Here is an 18,755-nt window from a genome sequence, read left to right as displayed (position 1 = left end):
CATAAGAAAATGAACTAATATGTAACTTAACTAAAAGGAGTACAATCATGGGAGAATTCATTACGTTATTACGCCGGGGTAACCGGTCGGCGCTGACGGCAGCAATCGTTAACTCCGTCATCGCTATCATTAAGGCAGTCGCCTATGTCTTGACGGGAAATGTCGCCATGTTCGCGGAGATGATGCATACGCTCGGTGACGCTGCTAACCAATTTTTTGTCTTCATCGGTTCTGCCCTCAGTAAAAAGGCACCAACAAAACGGTTCCCGAACGGCTTCGGTCGTCTCGTCAATCTCGTGTTACTTGGTGCGATCCTCTTCGTCGGCATCATGGCGTACGAAACGATTCATGAAGGGATCGCCCACATCATCGAACCGACCGAATCGACAGGTTTTTGGATTACGTTATCCGTCTTGTTCGTCGGTGTCGTTTTAGAGAGTGGTGTATTTGTTAAAGCGATGCAGGAAATTGCTCATGACGCAAAACTCGACTCAAAAGGACCACGTCTTATTCTCGACAGCTTCCGCTCACTCAAACAAGCGAAACCAGCAACACGTCTTGTGTTCCTCGAAGACTTAGTCGCAACAGCTGGTGGCGTCGTCGCGATGATCGCTGTCGTCATTTCGCATGTGACACCGTTCCATCAGGCAGAAGGAATTGCTTCAATCCTGATTGGACTAATGATGTTTTATGTCGTCGGGAACGTCTTCTTGCAAAATGCAGCTGGTGCGCTTGGTGAAGCCGATGAGACGATGGCAGCTCGCCTTGGTGGACTAATCATGAAAGATCCTGACGTCAAAGACATCAGTAAGCTTGAAGTCATTAAAGAAGGAGATCACTTCCACGTCGAAGTAGAGATTGAAGTTGATCCGACGTTGACGATTGCACAAGCGGACGATATCAAGGACCGTCTCGAACTGCAGATTCGCCTGCAACAAGGGATTATTGACGTAACGATTGGTTTTGATGAAGACGATAAGATTCAACAGTACATCGTTGCTACGGACGAAACATGACCCCATTCACGCAAGAAGTCTTAGCAATCATCCGCTCGATTCCAGCTGGTCGTGTCATGACTTATGGACAAGTCGCTCGACTCGCCGGTCATCCACGGAGTGCACGACAAGTGGCGCGGATTCTTCACAGCATGAGTAAGACGGAACGTCTACCATGGCACCGTGTTCTTGCTGCTGGTGGGAAACTGTCGCTTGAAGGTGACGAACAACGACTCGCGCTTGAAGCAGAAGGAATCGAGTTTCTAACGGCTCGTCAACTCGATTTATCGCGTTATCAAGTAAGAAGCGAATAGATACAAAAAGAGAGGGGTGACCGGTTCTTGGACCAGTCACCCCTCTCCTTTTATTGTAATGAATCACGCCTTCGACGTACTCGAAGCCGCAGCAATTTGCCGGCGTACTTCTGCTTCAAGCTGTGGTTCCGGTGGTTGCCAGCCTTCCGGTTTCATGACCTTTTGGTCTGATTCCCGGAAGATTGGTTTCCCGTCCGGTCCAAGCTTCGCCATGTTGGCGCGTTGGACGATTTCGAACAATGGAGCCGGATCAAGCCCGATCTCAACGAAACTTCCCATGATGAAATAGAGCGCGTCCGTCAAGGCATCGCCTTGTCCGACGAGCCGTTCGACGTCTGTTTCCGGTTGTTTCATCTGGAGTGATTTTTCGACCGCTGTATCAAGTCCAGACTTGAAACGTTCGATCGCCTCTAAAAATTCTGCTTCACTCGTAGCCGTTTGATGCAAGAACTCAACGACTGCTTCTTCCGCCGTCCAAGTCGAGCGTTTGATGCCACGATCTACCGTCATAGGTGTTGGCGTCGTTGCACCAGGATGTGAAAACACACGATGGAATTCCTTTACGTCTTGATAATAATTTGTCATAACCGATCATCCCCTTTTACCGAATGTCTCCATTCTAACAGGTTCAGAACCGGAGTTCGACTCATTGATGAACGACGTCAAGTAATGCCATCCCGCGTGTGATCAATTCATCCCGTTGCTCAGATGTTGCTTTTAAGCGATTAAGATCAGCGATCAGACGAGGTTGATCGACTTCGTCCGCTAACTCGAGTAATTCAAGACGAAGCAACCAAGCATCTGGTAACTGGACGAGTGTCTGATCGATCAGTTGTGGTAACCGTTCACGCCCAGCACGCCCTTCGCGAATCTCACGGACGACTTCGAAGATCGGATCAGCCGCTGTCAACGGACGTTCGATTCGTTCGAACTCGACCGTTTCCGGAATCGGCTTCAGTGCTTCAACTTCCGTTCCTGGGAATGCTGACGTGATGTCACCGACGATTAATTCCATCCGGTCCATCGTCATCGTTTTTCCATCGTTCGTTAGTGTCGCTGTCTCTAAAACGACGAGTGCTCGGTGACCATTGACGTTTTGAATCGCTGAGATATCACCTGTAACTTGGACTTTGCCTTCCGTCCAGTCAAGACGTTCACCGACTTTAACTTGCATCAATACTTCATTTAATTCCTTGCCGTGAAGGAGTGTAAAACCTTCCGGATGATCTGCAAGTCCTTGACCCGTCAATACTTCACCGTTTGCAGCAAGTGCTGTCGGTCCTGTCAGTTTGACGAGATGCAATGAGTCGTGAATCTCTTGTGTTTCAGGAACACCGACGAGCGAGAGACCACTCTCGAAGACGAGCGTCGACAAGTTACCCGATTCGACCGCTTTCGTCAGTCCGTGGATGCCACCGCGGATGTATGACATCGACTGTGCGAATTCTTCCAGTGCATCGCGGAGTTGTTCGAACGATTCACAGACGAAGAGTTCCTTTTGCATGCTCGTTACGTCATGTTTCGTCGCGAGTGCTTTCTCAAGCGAGAACGGATGTTTGACGACGGCGTCGGTCAAGCAGTGACGACTTTCACCGACTGATGAGAGAAGACCTGCACCGTAGATTTGTGGATTGTCGATGTCACCGATCAGACCAAATTCAACTGTCCACCAGAACAGACGTGAGATTTCGTTCGCTTCAGAGATGCCTTTGACGTGTGTCCGTGTCTCAGCGAGCTCGATTTCAGCTTGCTCGATATCGGCTGGTGTCGAGAATGGGCTCTCTTTGACGATCGTCAATTTCTTGAGTGCCTTGAAGACGTCATGCTCTGCTTTATGGTTAAAGGCGTGTGCCCCGATTTCACCAAAGCGACGAACGAATTCTGCGTAGACCGGATTCATTAAGATCGGAGCATGTCCCGCTGCTTCGTGCAAGATGTCCGGTGCCGGTGTGTAGAGAATGTTATCAACTTTCCGGATATCAGTTGCGATCGGCAATAAACCGTGACCTTGGAAATCGAAGAACGCGACGCCAGGAATGAGACCATCGACAGCGACTGTTCCCCAGCCACCACGGCTTAGGTTCGCTGTCATCTCGCGCACGTCTGGAATCCGTTCCGGGCTAATACCTGATGCGGCAAGTCCTTCAAGGTATGCCGGATGCGCCGTATCTTGTAATGTATTTAAGTTCAGTCGCATGACGTATCTCCACACGGCATGATCCGTTGGCGTGTAATCTTCGTAGTGCTGTGGTGCGACGTGTGGACGTAAGTGACTTGGAATGATTGGTGTAGACATATGAGTTCCCCCTTGAATGAATGATAGATAACAAAAAAGCCCCTGCCGAACGTATTGTTCGACAGGGGCGACGAAAGCCGCGGTACCACCCTGATTACCCAGTCATCGACTGAGTCACTTGATTGGGATAACGGTGTGCTCCGCTTGCTTACACAAGAAGCTCAGAAACTGTAATTCAAAACCATCTGTGTACACGTTCGCAGCGCCACGTGCTCTCTGAAACAGGGAGATGGTTTTTACTTCGGTTTCGTCATCGCTTAATCTTTCGTTCTGTTATGCTGTTATACTGTTATGCTTTTAGCAAGTAAAGTATCGTTAAGGAGGACTATACGCTTACTTTTTACTTTCGTCAATGGCTTTTTTGCGTTTAAATCGATTAAATGTTTTATCCCGGACCGATTTTTGCTCGATCGTCAGTGATGTGATGTGACGACGAAGCGCGCCATTGAGCCGTTTTTCGAATGCTTCAAGTTCTTGGATCCACTCATTCATCGAGACGACGATTGGTAGAATTTCCATGATGACTTCTTCCTCGAGCTCATCTCGATCGAGAAACGAATGCTTGACGAAGGCAATGTTTTCTTTGACGAGATCCTCCATTGCGAGTGGTTCTTCCGTCAACAGGAGATCATATGTCAGTAAGACCTTCTCCTGGCGCTGGGCGATATGCATCAAGTGATAGAACAATTCGCTCCGAAGATCGTCAGCAATCGAGTCGAGTGCCTTCTCTCGCTCTCTGAAGCGCTCTGCTGTCGCGACACCACGTTCGAGGCACGATTGCATATGTTTGAGAATCAACAGGTTCCGTAAGAGCGAGGCGTGCTTCTGACGCGTTCCTCGGATCTCTTCCTTGTGTAGGTTGAACAGATTTTGTGTCTCAAGGAGTGAACTTGACATCTTATCGATTGCCGCACGATACGGAACGACCTTTCCTTCAAAGGCAATCGCTCGCGTAACGACGAGCAACTTTTCGAAGAGTTTCGTCGCTTTCTGGTAGTAGACGTTGCCATAACGCGGTGGAAAGATCAGTGCATTGATGCCGAGCGCACAGCCGATCCCAAGCATAACGAGCAAGTAGCGAATTAAGACGACTTGCCAGAGTGGTTCTGTCGCAGTCGCGACACTTTCGAGAATGACGATGATCATCAGGACGACGTGTGGAATCGTCCGTCCAAAACCAAAAGCAAGTAAGATCGAAATCGCTGCCATGATGACGATACCGATCGCGAGTGGATTGGCCGGATTATCCCCTAAAATCCATAATGCGAGCAACGTCAGGAAGGCACCAATCAAGTTGGCTTCCGCCTCCTCAAGAAATTGTTTCCATGTCTGATAGACCGAGGGCAGGAGTGTCGTCGCTGCCGATATCGCAGGTAGGATCGGGCTGAGGTTGAACAGGTTACTGATCAACAGCGCCAAGATGACCGCAAGACCTGTCTTGATGGTCCGTGGTCCGATTTGTAAGGATTGTCCACCCATGTCCATCCCTCCTTCTTATTCAGTATGCCCTCTATTCTTCACCGTTAGCCGCCAAAATACAACAAAAAATCCCCTCCGCTTGAAAACGGAGAGGATTTAGCTGAATTATGATGCTTTCGTACCTGTTCCTTCTGTCATTTCCGCTTTCGCGACCGATTGGTCAACAAGCGGTTTTTTGAGGAAGGATAGGATTGCCGCACCGACGAGTGAACCGATGAGGATCGCACCCGCGTAACCGACGATTGCCATGACCGTACCTGATGGACCATCAAGTAACGGGAAGACGAAGATACCGCCGTGTGGTGCTGGGAGCAAGACGCCGAAGACGATCGTCAACGCACCAGCGATCGCTGAACCAATAACGCTTGACGGAATGACGCGGAGTGGATCGGCTGCTGCGAATGGAATCGCACCTTCTGTGACGAACGATGCACCCATTGCGTAAGCAGCGATACCTGCTTCACGTTCTTGTGGTGTGAATTTTTTACGTGCGAACAATGTTGATGAGAAGGCCACGATGAGTGGTGGAACCATCCCACCTGCCATGACGGCTGCCATGACTTCCGTGTTACCTGCTGTAAGAGCAGCTGTACCGAATACATATGCTGTTTTGTTGATTGGACCACCCATGTCGATTGCCATCATACCTGCGACGAGCATACCGAGGAGGATTGCGTTCCCACCGCTGAGCCCGTTCAACGAATCCGTGAGCCATGTCATGAATTGCGCGATCGGCTCATTGATGACGAGTAACATGATCATCCCTGTGATGAATGAACCAAACAGTGGATAGAGCAAGACTGGTTTGATTCCTTCAAGAGCTGCCGGGAGACCTTTGAAGACTTTAACGAGTAAGAGCACGACGTAACCAGCAAGGAAACCGGCAATCAATCCACCGAGGAAACCAGCGTTACCACTGCTTGCAAGGAAACCAGCGATCAGACCAGGAGCAAGACCTGGTTTATCAGCGATCGACATCGCGATGAATCCAGCAAGGATTGGAATCAAGAGACCGAATGCGGCTTGTCCGATCGTCATCAACTGAGCAGCGAACTCGTTGTATGACGGATCATCCGGGTTCGCAGAGTTGATTCCCCAGAAGAAGCTGATCGCGATCAAGAGACCACCAGCAACGACGAGTGGCAACATTGCGGATACCCCACTCATTAAGTGTTTGTAGAATCCACCACGAGCTGGTTTCGAACTTTCGCTTGAACCGCTCGCTTTATAAACAGGTGCGTCCTGTTTGACGGCACGGTTGATTAATTCTTGTGGTTTACGAATTCCTTGTGCAACTGGTACTTCGACGACGTGTTTCCCGTTGAAGCGATCCATCTCAACCGCTTTATCCGCTGCGACGATGATGGCTGTCGCATCGTTGATGTCTTGTTGTGTCAAACCGTTCTTGACGCCTGTCGATCCGTTCGTCTCGACTTTGATGCGGACACCCATCTCTTCTGCTTTTTGACGAAGGGCATCAGCCGCCATATACGTGTGTGCAATCCCTGTCGGACAAGCTGTGACAGCGAGAATATACGGTGCGTCTTGGTCAACGTTGTCGCTTGAGACGTCAACTGGACCTTCTTCTTCACGTTCCTTCGCTTCGATTGCTGCGATGACTTCGTCTTTCGTTTTAGCCGCAAGGATCGTATCGCGGAAGTTCATATCCATCAGATAAACCGATAGCTTCGAAAGTGTTTCAAGGTGCGCATTATCTGCGTTCTCACCCGCTGCGATCATGAAGAACAACCGACTTGGTTGACCATCGAGTGCTTCGTAGTCAACACCTGCCGAACGACCGAAAGCGATCGCTGGTGTTTTGACTGCTGCTGTTTTTGCGTGTGGAATGGCAATACCTTCCCCTAAACCTGTCGTACTTTGCGCTTCCCGTGCGAGAATCGCTTCTTTATATGCCGAGCGATCGTTCAGTTTTCCTGCCCGATCGAGGACGTTGACGAGTTCGTCGATGACAGCGGCTTTAGATGACGCTTGTAAATCAAGCTGAATCGTATCACGTGTCAAGAGATCAGTAATTTTCATGAGTAGTCACACTCCTTTTAGGATTGAATGAGTTCAACGACATTGACGTCTTTGATGAGACGATCGATATCTTCCTTCGTACAAAGACCGAAGGAATAAGCAGACGCACTACCAGTCGTTACCGCATAACGAAACGCTTCTTCTGGTGATTTGCCGAGCGCGTGGCTGGCGACGAATCCGGCGACGAGTGAATCTCCGGCACCGACGGAGTTGACGAGCTTCCCTGCCGGTGTGTTTGCCGTATAGGCACCTTGACGATTGACGAGCAGTGCTCCGTCTCCTGCAAATGAGATGACGACGTTCTCAGCACCACGTTCAACGAGTTGTTGTGCGTACGGAACCGCCATCTCCTTCGACGTAATCTCGACGTCGAAGATTTCACCGAGTTCATGGTGATTCGGCTTAATTAAAAATGGACCGAGCGGTAAGACTTCAAGCATCGCTTCCTTCGTCGTATCGACGGCGAAGCGGACATTCCGTTCATTCAAGATCGTCGCGATATGACGATAGAGATCATGCGGTAGACTGCTTGGGATACTGCCTGCGAAGACGACGATGTCACCGGCTTGCATCGTCTTGAATCGGGATAATAAATGCTCCAGCTCTTCCGGTTGAATCTTCGGTCCCGCTGCATTTAACTCAGATTCTTGATCGGCACGAATCTTCACGTTGATCCGCGTTTCATCTTGAATCGGTGTGAAGTCTGTTAACACGCCTCGTTTCTCGAGTTCCGTCCGGATGAATTGTCCGGTACTTCCTCCAAGAAATCCGAGTGCTTGTGTTTCTACCTCATAGTTTTTTAGGACGAGAGAGACGTTGATTCCTTTCCCTCCAGCCACTTTTTCCGCCTGTTCGACACGATTGACTTGTCCTGCCTCAAATACCGGTAACGTGACATAATAGTCGATGGATGGGTTGAGTGTCAGTGTATAAATCATTTCGCGTTCACCACCTCTGTGTATTGACTGTATTTCGCTTCTTGCTCACTGGATGTCGTCGTGATGATCGTCGCCGCTTGCAAGGACGCCACCCGACTGAAGCTGATCGCATCCAGCTTCGTCTCATCGACGAGTACATACGATTGTTTTGCTAATTCGATCGCTGTCTTCTTTACGAGTGCCTCTTCCGGATCTGGTGTCGTGAAGCCTTGTGTCGGATGAACACCGTTCATCCCAAGGAACGCGACATCAAAATGGTAAATCAACATTCCTTCACGTGCATTGTAACCGACGAGTGCTTGCGTTGAATGCTTGAGTTGACCTCCGACGACGAACGTCGGGATACGGTGATAGAGTAACGTGTTCGCTAGAGGAAGACTGTTCGTTACGACCGTAATCGCCTTCTCTTCGAGATATGGAACGATGGCAAGCGTCGTCGTTCCAGCATCGAGATAGACATACATGCCATCCTCGATCAGGTCGGCAGCCGCTCGCGCGATCCGTTCCTTCTCTTCGACATGTTGGTCGCTCTTCTCGAAATAACTCGGTTCTTCAATTTGCAAATGGTTCGCTGTCGCTCCCCCGTGCACCCGACGCAGATGACCTGCTGTCTCGAGTTGTGATAGATCCCGACGAATCGTGGATTCACTCGCACCGGTTTGCTCGACGATCTTTTGCATTTTGACGACTTCTTCTCGAGCTAAAAGCTCGAGGATGAGTTGATGGCGTTTTTTGGTTAACATAAGGTTTCCCTCCGCATCTTTAATATAAAGCGTTTACATCTAAAAATCAATCAAAAACGTTCAAAAATTATATAATTTCTCTATAAAACGTTCAAAATACGACTTTTTTCGACATGAAACCGTTCTTATAGTTTCATTATACATCAAAAACGGTCATTTGATGACTGTTTTATTGTTTATAATCAATCATTTTTTAAATTTTTGATGATTTTCACAAAATAAAAAACCGCTTTCCAATGTAATTTGGAAAGCGGTGAATGAAATTCAAGCAATTCGGTCATCTTCGTTCACTGGACTTCATTTTGCAGGCGACCAATCCCTGCGATTGAGACTTCGACGACATCCCCCGTCTGTAGATAGACGGGCGGTTTCATCCCGTGACCTACGCCAGCAGGAGTTCCTGTCGCAATCACGTCACCGGCTTCAAGTGTCATCCCGCGTGACACTTCGACCAAAATCGTCACGACGTCACGCAACATCAAGGCGGTTGATCCCGACTGACGGAGTTGTCCGTTCACACGTGTCTCGACGAGGACGTCAGTCGGATCAAAGTTGTCCGCTGAGACGATGACTGGTCCGAACGGACAGAAACCATCAAGTGATTTACCGCGGAAGAACTGGACATGTTCTTTTTGTAAGTCTCGCGCTGTCACGTCATTGACGATGCTATAGCCAAACACATGATCAAGTGCATTCTCTGTTGTTAAATCACGACCCGTCGTACCGATGATGATAGCGAGTTCCCCTTCGTAATCAAGTTGCTCTGTTAGATCCGCATGCCGTTCAATCGGTTCGAACGGTCCAACGATCGATGTCGGGGCTTTTGTGAATAAAACGAATTTCCCTGCTCCCGCTGTATCCATCTCTTTGATGTGATCGGCGTAGTTCTTGCCGACACAGATGACATTTCGTGCCGGAACATACGGAGCTAGCTTACGAACATCCCCTTTTAGTACTGGTGCGATATCCAGATCGAGATCAACATCGAACTCGCGTGAGATCACTTCGAGTAGCGAATCCGTATAGACTTGTGCCGTTACATCATATGTAGAGCCATCCTGTTCAACCCCGATACCTACTTTTCCCTCTTGCTCAAATCGAAACCATTTCATCCTAAATGCCCCCCTTTTGTTTCAGTATAGCGAAACTAACGGCAAGTCGCACTTATCATCAGAATCTGAAGATTTTTCTATATATTAGAATGAAAAAAACAAGCGACAGACAAATTGCCTGCCGCTTGTTGATTCTTCTATTATACAGTGAGCATGATTACGCAATCCGCTGAGCTAGTCGATCGACGAGCGCTTGCGACTCTTCATTTAATCCAGTGAGTTCGACTTTTTTTCCGAGTCGTTCGTATTTCAAGACGACGTTTTCGATCGCTTCGATGGCTGAATCATCAAATAAGTGACACGCAGAGAAATCGAGCGTGATGACGGACGATGGATCAGCTTCGAGCTGGAACTGTTCTGCAAATGCCGTCGTCGACGCAAAGAATAACGGTCCACGAATCGTATAATGCACACGTTCCGCTTGCTCTTCTCGTTCTACTTGAATACGAGAAATTTTAGAAGCGAACAATAGTGCAGCGAGCAAGATTCCGACAAGAACGCCCATTGATAAGTCGTTCGTCAATACGGTGACGAGAACGGTTGCGAGCATGACCGCAGAATCACTCTTCGGTGACGTCTTGAGCATCTTGAATGAACCCCAGTCAAATGTCGCATACGAGACGAAGAACATAACACCGACGAGTGCTCCCATCGGAATCGTCATCAATAGATCGTTCATCGTAAACATCAACAGCATCAGGAACACACCTGCTGTCAACGTCGACAATCGACCACGCCCACCGGACGTGACATTGATGACCGATTGACCAATCATCGCACAGCCCGGCATACCACCGAACATACCAGCGATGATGTTCGCAATGCCTTGTCCGCGTGATTCCATTGCTTTGTTTGACGTTGTCTCCGTCATCTCATCGACGATTCGTGCCGTCAGCAACGATTCGATCAATCCAACGAAAGCAAGGGATAAGGCATACGGGAAGATGATTTGGAGCGTCTCAAGTGAGAACGGAACATCCGGCAAGAAGAAGCTTGGTAACGCCGCTTCGATTTGTCCCATGTCTCCAATGACTCGTGTATCGAGTGAGAAGACGACCGTCAACACCGTCATGATCGTGATCGCAACGAGTGGTGCCGGAATGGCTTTCGTCACGCGTGGGAATAACAAGATGATGGCAAGAGATGCGGCAACCATTGCGTACATGATCCAGTTTTGCCCTTCGAATTGAGGGAGTTGCGCCGAGAAGATCAAAATTGCCAGAGCGTTGACGAATCCAACCATGACTGCTCGGGGAATGAAGCGTAATAATTTGGCGATTCCTAAAAAGCCGAATGTGATTTGCAAAAGCCCGGCAAGAATACCGGCAGCAAGTAAATAATCGACGCCATGATCCTTAACGAGTTGCACGACGACAAGTGCCATCGCACCGGTTGCAGCCGAAATCATTCCGGGGCGACCACCAGCAATCGAGATGACGATTGCAATGATGACGGAAGCATATAAACCGACCATCGGATTGACACCAGCAATCAACGAAAACGCAATCGCTTCTGGAACAAGTGCCAAGGCAACGACGATGCCGGACAATAGATCCGCTTTTGGTTGCAGGAACCACTCTTTTTTCCACTGAGTAAACATATGATGATTGAGACCTCTTTTCTAACATGAATGGTCTCAGTGTAATCGTCCCAGTTTCAAAAAGCAACCCTTTTAGGAATTTTTAGTCCGTACGCGGGCAATCTCATCGACCATTGCCTTATAGGTTGCCATGATTTCTTGACCCGCAAAGACTGGATCTTCATCCATCGTCTCAAGCGCACGGCGAAGAAGATGGATTTTCGGTTTCTTCCGTTCAAGCAGTTCCTCGTAAATGAAATCGAGCACCTCTTCATGGGCTTCCTTCGATTCATCGGAAATCGAAGACAAAGTGATCAACCGCTTCATATGCGCACTCGTCTTTTCAAATAAATCCTTCCGAATGACGACTTCATCTTGCGGACGATCGAGCCAGACCGATAGGAATCGTGGTGGAATCAATTGTTCTTCCGTTCGACTGACATCTTCAACGAGGTGCGTCAATCGATTAAATACATAACGGACGACCCGCTCCGGTTGCGTATTCGGTTCGGATTGACGGAAGAAATACATTGCATACTGCAACATCCCGGTATAGATGACAGCTAGATCAAGAAGATACGGTTCCTTCGTCTGACCGAATAGATCCTTTAATCGCTCGAACGTCCACTCGATTTCAAGGAGACGATTGTTCTCCATGAACGCTTTGAGTTCTTTTTCGTTCGACGCAATCGCCTCTTCGAATAGCGTGTATAATTTATATTTTTGCATCAGTTCCAAATAACAGTTCCCCTGTTGGATGAACGTCTCATAGTCCGAGACATCTCGTCCAACTAAGATTTCTTTACGTGCCGTCCGCATTTTTTCGAAAACGGTATTGAAAACATCGATAAACAGTTCGTTTTTAGATGAAAAATAGTTATAGAATGTTCCTTTTGAGACATTACTGTGCTCAAGAATGTCCTGGATGGACGTCGATTGATAGCCTTTTTCGACGAATAGCTGATAGGCAGCATCTAGTAGTTGTTTCTTTTTTGGATTCATGGTCTTGTCCTTTTCTGTTCAAATGATGAGAATGGTTTAGCAAACACTTATTTTAGTGTATGAAGCAAATAATTTGAAATCATTCGACTTCGGCTGGTAAGATAGCCAAGTCAGTCATAGAATTCAAGTCTAACATTTTAGACTCGTAGTACAAAAGGAGCATAACGAAATGCAATCAAGCAAGCAATCATCACGACTTTATTTAATTTTAACTGTCCTCATGGCAGGTGCGTTCGTTGCGGTCCTGAACTCAACGTTACTTAATATTGCCTTACCGTCGATCATGGGATCATTTGGTATTCAAGCAAGCACCGCCCAATGGTTAACGACGGGTTATATGCTCGTCAACGGAATCATGATTCCGACGTCGGCGTTTCTCGTTCAAAAGTTCTCGACTCGTCAACTGTTCTTGACGGCGATGACGTTGTTCTCACTCGGTACGATCATTGCCGGTCAAGCACACGTCTTCCCGCTTCTACTTGGCGCTCGCATGATGCAGGCATCCGGTTCTGCAATCATGATGCCGCTTTTAATGAACGTTCTCTTGACCGGTTTTCCGATTGAAAAACGCGGACAAGCAATGGGGATCTTCGGACTCGTCATCACGTTCGCCCCAGCCATCGGACCGACATTGTCTGGTTGGATTCTCGAGCATTATGAATGGCGGATGTTGTTCCATCTCGTCACACCCATCGCGTTACTCGTACTGTTCACAGGTGCTTTCTTATTGAAGAAAGAAACAGTCCGCAGCACACTCAAACTCGATTTGTTCTCACTCGTCCTCTCAAGCTTCGGTTTCGGTGGTTTGCTGTATGGGTTTAGTTCTGCTGGTTCAGCTGGATGGGGTTCATGGACGGTCATTGGTTCATTGATCATTGGTGTGATCAGTTTGACTTCTTTCATTATACGTCAATTCCTGCTTGAAGAACCGATGCTTGAGTTCGGAATCTTCCGTTACCCGATGTTTGCCTTATCACAAGGGATTTCGATGGTCCTGAACATGTCGATGTTCTCGGCAATGATTCTGATGCCGATCTACATCCAGACAATTCGCGGTATCTCGCCGTTCCACTCTGGTCTGTTGATGTTACCAGGTGCGATCGTCATGGCGATCATGTCACCGATCACTGGTCGTCTCTTTGACCGGTTCGGTGCCCGAATCCTTGCTATCATCGGCTTGTCGCTGACGGTCTTGACGACATTCTCGTTCAGTCAGTTAACTGCGGATACATCGTATGCCTACCTCGTCATCATGTATACGTTGCGTTTCCTTGGGATCTCGATGGTCATGATGCCGGTCATGACGAACGGCTTGAACCATATCCCGCAACACTTAACGCCACACGGTACGGCATTGAATAATACGTTGTCACAAGTATCCGGTGCCATCGGATCAGGTCTGCTCGTGACGATCATGACATCGCGGACGAAACAACACGTCCCGGAACTCGCTTCACAACCAGAAGCTGCAAATCCGGAATGGTTGCAAATGCAGGCGATGATTGAAGGGATCAATGATACGTTCTTTATTGCGACGTTACTTGCACTCGCAGCATTGATCTTATCGTTCTTCATCAAAAAACGACGGACGACGACACTTGCAGTCGTTGAGTCCGTCGATCAAGAACAAAAATACGCATGATTTGGTTCTCCCCTGTCTGATGAGACGGGGGAGTTTTTTGTCTAGTCCAAACGTTTGTTTAGCTGTAGTCGATTATAGATTCTTTGATTCGTACTCCCTCGAAAGCTCGTCGTTCGGTCAAGTTTCGACAGAATGAACGGACCATCGATCAATCCGTCCAGTCGGCGCAACAAAGAATACCATTTTCGATGCTTGATGATATCTTCCAACACATAGCCCGTATATAAGATTACCTCATAGTCTGATCCAAGTTGTTCGAGAAGCTGCACGAGTGCTGCTGCTTGCAGCATCGGCTCCCCACCAGACAATGTCAAACGACGATTTCCGATCGCCTGAATCCGTTCCACTGTTTCTCCGATTGTCCATTCCACTCCCCCTGCCGGATCCCAAGAAGTTGGATTATGGCAACCGACACAGTGATGCGGACAACCAGCGAGAAACAGCACTGTTCGTAATCCTGGTCCATCGACGACAGAATCAGGTAGAAGGGATAGGACGCGTAACATCATGCTTCACCCGATTCTGCTCTTCTGCTCGTTTTGCTTCATTCCAACGATCTAGCGTACCGACGAGATAGCCCGTGATGCGGCGAATTCGCTCGATCGATGTACTTCCGCAAACCGGACATTGTTCTTCGATCGTCTGCTCCGTTCTACAATCGAGACAGCGGTCAACCGGATGATTGATTGATCCATAACCAATTCCAGCTTCCACCATCATCCGAACGATATCTTCAATCGCTTGTGGATTCCCGGCAAGGGCACCGTCCGTCTCGACATAGGTGATATGTCCACCATTACATAGTGCATGAAACGGAGCTTCAAGCTGAATCTTCTCGCGAATCGTGACGGGGGCATCGACGGGAATATGAAAGGAATTCGTATAATACGGCTGATCCGTCACGCCTTCAATCTCACCAAAATCACTGATATCCTGACGCGTGAATTTTCCCGATAATCCTTCAGCTGGAGTTGCGAGCAAACTAAAGTTCAACCCTGTCCGTGCGCCATAATTGTCAATGACCGTCCGCATCGCTTGAATCAAGGCAATACCAATTCGGTGTGCAAGTTCGGAATGACCATGGTGGTTTCCCGTTAAGACGGTCAAACATTCAGCAAGACCGATGAACCCGACTGCTAGCGTCCCGTGCCGAAGGACAGAACCGACGTTATCCTCACCACGCAATGTTTCTCCCTCTTTCCAGACATGCTGATATAAAAATGGAAACTCGTCAGCGGTTCGACTTGCCTGTAACTCATAACGAGTGAGTAACTGTCTGCAGGCAAGTTTTGTCGTCTCTTGGACAGCTTCAAACATTTGATCGACCGTTTGACTTTGTAGTGCCAAGCGGACAAGATTGATGCTCGTAAACGATAAATTTCCTCGACCCGTAACGGAAGGTGTACCCCCACGATCCTCGAACACGCGTGTCCGGCATCCCATATACGCAACTTCCGGTCCTCCAACTTCCGTTTGTCGATTGAATGGTGCATCGAGAAAGGCAAAGTTCGGAAACAATCGTTTTCCCGTCACGCGCGTTGCTAGTTGAAACAGGTCGTAGTTCGGATCGTTTAATGATTGATTGATCCCCTGTTTGACTTTAAAAATCTGAATCGGAAAAATTGGTGTTTCTCCCTTGCCGAGTCCTCGCTCTGTCGCTATCAGCAAAGCCCGCTGGAAGAGGCGTCCCGCTCGCGTTGTATTCGTTCCGTAATTGACAGACAAAAACGGAACTTGTCCACCGCCACGCGAATGCATCGAGTTCGTATTATGGATGAATGCCTCACATGCCTGAAATGTCTTTTCATACGTCTCCTGCCACGCACGTTGTTCCCGCTTTTGTCGCTTCCAATGAGGTACGAGTTCTTCTAGTTTCATGAATTCTCGATGATAGGTTTTTTCAACGAAGGGTGCTAGATCATCATCAAACGTCGCAAAGGCTTGTCCGCCATGCTGCATGTTTTGATTCGCTTGGACGATGATTGCCGCGAGGGCAAGGGCAGAGCGGATATCTTGCGCGGGACGAATCGATCCGTGTGTCGTCTGAAACCCGTTCGAAAGAAGTTGTCCAAGTGGAATTTGAGCACAAGTCGTTGTTCCAGTCACGTAATAATCCGCGTCATGAATATATAAGATGTTATCATCAAGCGCCTGTAAAACATCCGGTTCAAGTTGCCGTCGCATCATCTGCCTTGCTGCTTCTCCAGCAATTCGTTGTAATTTCGCAAGTGGCGTTTTACCATCAATATTTGCATTCTCCTGTTCGATATCCCGAGTTGGTGTCAGTAACGCTTCTAAGCTCTCCATGATACTTCTCCCTCTCACACTTTTTTGTATTCACTATAGCGAGAGTCCAGAAACGTTCGCAATCCCTGCATACATTTCGATATTTTCAACTGTTTTAGCCATTCTGTCATCAATCTGTCTGATTTATTTCGTAAAAGTCCGACCCTACCACCATTTCTGCGATCTCGTTTCTTTGGACGAATCTCACACGAAACACGACAAAAAGAAGAGGCGCCTGATACCGCCTCTTCTTCGTCTTTTCATTCCGCTTCGAGTAACGCGTCTGCTGCACTTGGTAATTTAACTCGGAAAACCGTTCCTTCTCCGAGAATCGACTCGACTTCGATGTTTCCATCATGAGCGCGAACGATTTCTTTACAGATTGATAAACCGAGACCTGTTCCACCAATCTTTCGGCTATCTGAGTTATCGACGCGGTAAAACTTACTGAACAAATGTGGCATCGAATGACTTGGAATTCCGATACCAAAATCCCGAACACTCAGCTCGATTTGGTTATGCTGATGGGTCATCGTGACGACGACATCGCCACCGTCTGGTGAATATTTGACCGCGTTGTTCAACAGGTTGCCCAGTAATTGTTTCATGCTGTTCGCATCTGCTTCGACCATGAAGTCCTGTTCGTCATTTAAATCAAGTTGCAGACTGTGTTGCTCCGTTGCTGCTTGATAAAATTGAATTTGTTCTTTAACGACTTCTTTGAGATCAAAAATCTGTTTGTCGTACTCTTGTTTTCCTGATTCCATTCGCTGGACGTTTAAGAAATCACTGACGAGATCCGTCAGACGTTTTGATTCATCATGAATCGTCTGCAAGTACCGTTTGTTTCGCTCCGGGTCCAGATCACGTTTCAACATCAGCTCCGTAAAGCCATAGATGGATGAAAGTGGTGTTCTGAGTTCGTGCGAGACAGTCGAGACGAGTTCTAACTTCACACGGTCGACCTCTGTCTCAGCCGTGACATCACGGAAGACAAGAATCGTTCCTTTTGAATGTTCCCCGTGAGCAATGGCTTCTGCATAGACTTGAATAAAATACTCGCCTTGATCAATCGACAAAGAGAACATCCCCTCAGGAATCTCACCCGATAAGACTTCTTCAAAGTATGCTTCAAAGGCTTCCTTCTGATCCATCTGCTCAAACATCGTCTCCGGTCGAACTTCAAGGAAGGTCATTGAATCATTGTCTTCTTCGACTTGTAACGACTGGAAGATATCAAACAGAGCTTGGTTTCCTAAAATCGTCTTCTCTTCATGTTTGATATAAAGAATCGCTTCCCGAACGGAATTCAACAGTTGTGCCGTCTCTTTTCGTTCATATTCCATCTGTTCATAAAGGGACATCCGCATTAACGAAATCGCAATTTGTTTTGAGAACGATTCGAGTTCTGCTAAATCTTTTTGATCGAATGGTGCGTCAAAACGAGCTAGATAAAGACAAGCAATCAGTTCTTCCTTCGCAGGGTCCATGATCGGAATGACGCCTTCGTAGACGTGATACGGATACTTGATCAGATCGTCGTTCGCAACTTTTTTCGAGGAATGAGCCGTTTCTTTTGAGATCATGACACGTTTTAAAAGTAACGATTCGGTCTTCAAACTCTCTTGTTGCTCTTCCGTCATCTCTTTTGGAACGACTTGAGCGATTTCATTATTCTTAATCAGTAAGAGCGCTCCGAACTCCGTCTTCGTCAGACGGACGATCGTACTAATGACGGACGAATAATCGAACAAACTCTCTTTTGACGCGAGTGTCTCGATTAGTTCATTGCGATCCTGTAAATGAAGCTCATTCGTCCGCGTCACTTCGAGCGCTTGTTCAAGCTCCTCTTGTTTTTGTTGTAGGACCTCTTGATTGTGTTCCATCTCTTGATTCTTCGCTGAAAGTTCTGCATGTTGGGAAGAGATCGAACGTGCCATCCGGTAAAACGATGCCGTCAATTGACCGACTTCATTATGGCTATCGACGTCATGCTCGAGCGAAATTGACTTGCCTTCCGCGAGACGACCACTCTTGACGTTCAGTTCGCGTAGCTGTGACGTCACCCGATGAATCAATGGGCGAACGATGAACAGTAGACAAAATAAAAAAATCATCAAGTTCAAGAACCAGAACCATTGTGTCTTTTGCAACTGGTCGAGCACTTGTTCCTTCGTTCGTCCTGCAGCGTTATCCACATATAAATAACTGGCAACCGATGTGACGACACTTAGTGCAAAGACACTATAAAAAATCGCCATCAACTGTCTGCCTAATTTCTCAGTCATCCAGTGTTTCATATTCGTAAATCCTCCTAGCAATAAGTTGC

The 18,755-nt window shown here is 47.8% G+C and carries 15 protein-coding genes and 1 other annotated feature; of the genes, 3 read left to right on the top strand and 12 right to left on the bottom strand.

Features of this window, described 5'->3' with window-relative positions:
* Positions 1-47 precede the first annotated feature (47 nt).
* Both K6T22_RS05690 and K6T22_RS05685 read left to right on the top strand, forming a co-directional pair.
* Entirely contained in the window at positions 48-1,016 is a 969-nt protein-coding gene (locus K6T22_RS05690) for a cation diffusion facilitator family transporter (RefSeq protein ID WP_238239353.1), read from the top strand.
* On the top strand, positions 1,013-1,309 hold the full coding sequence (locus K6T22_RS05685; RefSeq protein ID WP_238239351.1) for an MGMT family protein: 297 nt from the start codon (positions 1,013-1,015) through the stop codon (positions 1,307-1,309). The genes K6T22_RS05690 and K6T22_RS05685 overlap by 4 nt, the downstream gene beginning before the upstream one ends.
* Positions 1,310-1,372: 63 nt before the next feature.
* On the opposite strand, the gene K6T22_RS05680 is transcribed toward K6T22_RS05685, so the two are convergent.
* From K6T22_RS05680 to K6T22_RS05640, 9 genes are all read right to left on the bottom strand, one after another.
* On the bottom strand, positions 1,373-1,894 hold the full coding sequence (locus tag K6T22_RS05680; protein WP_238239349.1) for a pyrophosphohydrolase domain-containing protein: 522 nt from the start codon (positions 1,892-1,894) through the stop codon (positions 1,373-1,375).
* A 61-nt stretch (positions 1,895-1,955) separates the two neighbouring features.
* Positions 1,956-3,605, bottom strand: a complete 1,650-nt coding sequence (locus K6T22_RS05675) for an aromatic amino acid hydroxylase (RefSeq protein ID WP_238239347.1) — start codon at positions 3,603-3,605, stop codon at positions 1,956-1,958.
* Positions 3,606-3,665: 60 nt separating this feature from the next.
* Positions 3,666-3,868, bottom strand: a binding site (T-box leader).
* 70 nt (positions 3,869-3,938) lie between these two features.
* Positions 3,939-5,084 (bottom strand): FUSC family protein, encoded by a 1,146-nt coding sequence (locus tag K6T22_RS05670; RefSeq protein ID WP_238239346.1) that lies wholly within the window; start codon positions 5,082-5,084, stop codon positions 3,939-3,941.
* Positions 5,085-5,189: 105 nt separating this feature from the next.
* Positions 5,190-7,124 carry a PTS fructose transporter subunit IIABC gene (locus K6T22_RS05665; RefSeq protein ID WP_238239344.1) on the bottom strand — a complete coding sequence of 645 codons (1,935 nt, stop codon included), beginning with the start codon at positions 7,122-7,124 and terminating at the stop codon, positions 5,190-5,192.
* 17 nt (positions 7,125-7,141) lie between these two features.
* Positions 7,142-8,062: a 1-phosphofructokinase gene (pfkB, locus tag K6T22_RS05660; protein WP_195865443.1), complete on the bottom strand. Its 921-nt coding sequence runs from the start codon at positions 8,060-8,062 to the stop codon at positions 7,142-7,144.
* Entirely contained in the window at positions 8,059-8,805 is a 747-nt protein-coding gene (locus K6T22_RS05655; RefSeq protein ID WP_238239342.1) for a DeoR/GlpR family DNA-binding transcription regulator, read from the bottom strand. The genes pfkB and K6T22_RS05655 overlap by 4 nt, the downstream gene beginning before the upstream one ends.
* A gap of 287 nt (positions 8,806-9,092) precedes the next feature.
* Entirely contained in the window at positions 9,093-9,917 is an 825-nt protein-coding gene (locus K6T22_RS05650; RefSeq protein WP_238239340.1) for a fumarylacetoacetate hydrolase family protein, read from the bottom strand.
* A gap of 157 nt (positions 9,918-10,074) precedes the next feature.
* Entirely contained in the window at positions 10,075-11,517 is a 1,443-nt protein-coding gene (locus K6T22_RS05645; protein WP_238239338.1) for a SulP family inorganic anion transporter, read from the bottom strand.
* A 72-nt stretch (positions 11,518-11,589) separates the two neighbouring features.
* On the bottom strand, positions 11,590-12,498 hold the full coding sequence (locus tag K6T22_RS05640) for a TetR/AcrR family transcriptional regulator (RefSeq protein ID WP_238239336.1): 909 nt from the start codon (positions 12,496-12,498) through the stop codon (positions 11,590-11,592).
* A 169-nt stretch (positions 12,499-12,667) separates the two neighbouring features.
* On the opposite strand from K6T22_RS05640, the gene K6T22_RS05635 reads away from it, so the two are divergent.
* The gene (locus K6T22_RS05635) at positions 12,668-14,140 is read left to right on the top strand and encodes a DHA2 family efflux MFS transporter permease subunit (RefSeq protein ID WP_238239335.1); all 1,473 of its coding nucleotides are present in this window, start codon (positions 12,668-12,670) and stop codon (positions 14,138-14,140) included.
* A 41-nt stretch (positions 14,141-14,181) separates the two neighbouring features.
* On the opposite strand, the gene K6T22_RS05630 is transcribed toward K6T22_RS05635, so the two are convergent.
* From K6T22_RS05630 to K6T22_RS05620, 3 genes are all read right to left on the bottom strand, one after another.
* Positions 14,182-14,649: a 4Fe-4S single cluster domain-containing protein gene (locus K6T22_RS05630; protein WP_238239333.1), complete on the bottom strand. Its 468-nt coding sequence runs from the start codon at positions 14,647-14,649 to the stop codon at positions 14,182-14,184.
* Positions 14,618-16,447, bottom strand: coding sequence for an anaerobic ribonucleoside triphosphate reductase (locus tag K6T22_RS05625; RefSeq protein WP_238239332.1), 1,830 nt, complete (start codon positions 16,445-16,447; stop codon positions 14,618-14,620). The genes K6T22_RS05630 and K6T22_RS05625 overlap by 32 nt, the downstream gene beginning before the upstream one ends.
* A gap of 239 nt (positions 16,448-16,686) precedes the next feature.
* On the bottom strand, positions 16,687-18,726 hold the full coding sequence (locus tag K6T22_RS05620) for an ATP-binding protein (RefSeq protein ID WP_238239331.1): 2,040 nt from the start codon (positions 18,724-18,726) through the stop codon (positions 16,687-16,689).
* Between the last annotated feature and the right edge of the window lie 29 nt (positions 18,727-18,755).

The organism is Exiguobacterium acetylicum, assembly GCF_022170825.1.
Lineage (GTDB): Bacteria > Bacillota > Bacilli > Exiguobacteriales > Exiguobacteriaceae > Exiguobacterium_A > Exiguobacterium_A acetylicum_B.
The sequence above is the reverse complement of the archived record's forward strand: the minus strand, read 5'-3'. Positions and strand labels throughout refer to the sequence as shown.

What these genes read in the sequence shown, in the direction of transcription:
- K6T22_RS05690 (WP_238239353.1), top strand. Translation starts at nt 48, where the DNA reads ATGGGAGAATTCATTACGTTATTACGCCGGGGTAACCGGTCGGCGCTG.
- K6T22_RS05685 (WP_238239351.1), top strand. Translation starts at nt 1,013, where the DNA reads ATGACCCCATTCACGCAAGAAGTCTTAGCAATCATCCGCTCGATTCCA.
- K6T22_RS05680 (WP_238239349.1), bottom strand. Translation starts at nt 1,894, where the DNA reads ATGACAAATTATTATCAAGACGTAAAGGAATTCCATCGTGTGTTTTCA.
- K6T22_RS05675 (WP_238239347.1), bottom strand. Translation starts at nt 3,605, where the DNA reads ATGTCTACACCAATCATTCCAAGTCACTTACGTCCACACGTCGCACCA.
- K6T22_RS05670 (WP_238239346.1), bottom strand. Translation starts at nt 5,084, where the DNA reads ATGGGTGGACAATCCTTACAAATCGGACCACGGACCATCAAGACAGGT.
- K6T22_RS05665 (WP_238239344.1), bottom strand. Translation starts at nt 7,124, where the DNA reads ATGAAAATTACTGATCTCTTGACACGTGATACGATTCAGCTTGATTTA.
- pfkB (WP_195865443.1), bottom strand. Translation starts at nt 8,062, where the DNA reads ATGATTTATACACTGACACTCAACCCATCCATCGACTATTATGTCACG.
- K6T22_RS05655 (WP_238239342.1), bottom strand. Translation starts at nt 8,805, where the DNA reads ATGTTAACCAAAAAACGCCATCAACTCATCCTCGAGCTTTTAGCTCGA.
- K6T22_RS05650 (WP_238239340.1), bottom strand. Translation starts at nt 9,917, where the DNA reads ATGAAATGGTTTCGATTTGAGCAAGAGGGAAAAGTAGGTATCGGGGTT.
- K6T22_RS05645 (WP_238239338.1), bottom strand. Translation starts at nt 11,517, where the DNA reads ATGTTTACTCAGTGGAAAAAAGAGTGGTTCCTGCAACCAAAAGCGGAT.
- K6T22_RS05640 (WP_238239336.1), bottom strand. Translation starts at nt 12,498, where the DNA reads ATGAATCCAAAAAAGAAACAACTACTAGATGCTGCCTATCAGCTATTC.
- K6T22_RS05635 (WP_238239335.1), top strand. Translation starts at nt 12,668, where the DNA reads ATGCAATCAAGCAAGCAATCATCACGACTTTATTTAATTTTAACTGTC.
- K6T22_RS05630 (WP_238239333.1), bottom strand. Translation starts at nt 14,649, where the DNA reads ATGATGTTACGCGTCCTATCCCTTCTACCTGATTCTGTCGTCGATGGA.
- K6T22_RS05625 (WP_238239332.1), bottom strand. Translation starts at nt 16,447, where the DNA reads ATGGAGAGCTTAGAAGCGTTACTGACACCAACTCGGGATATCGAACAG.
- K6T22_RS05620 (WP_238239331.1), bottom strand. Translation starts at nt 18,726, where the DNA reads ATGAAACACTGGATGACTGAGAAATTAGGCAGACAGTTGATGGCGATT.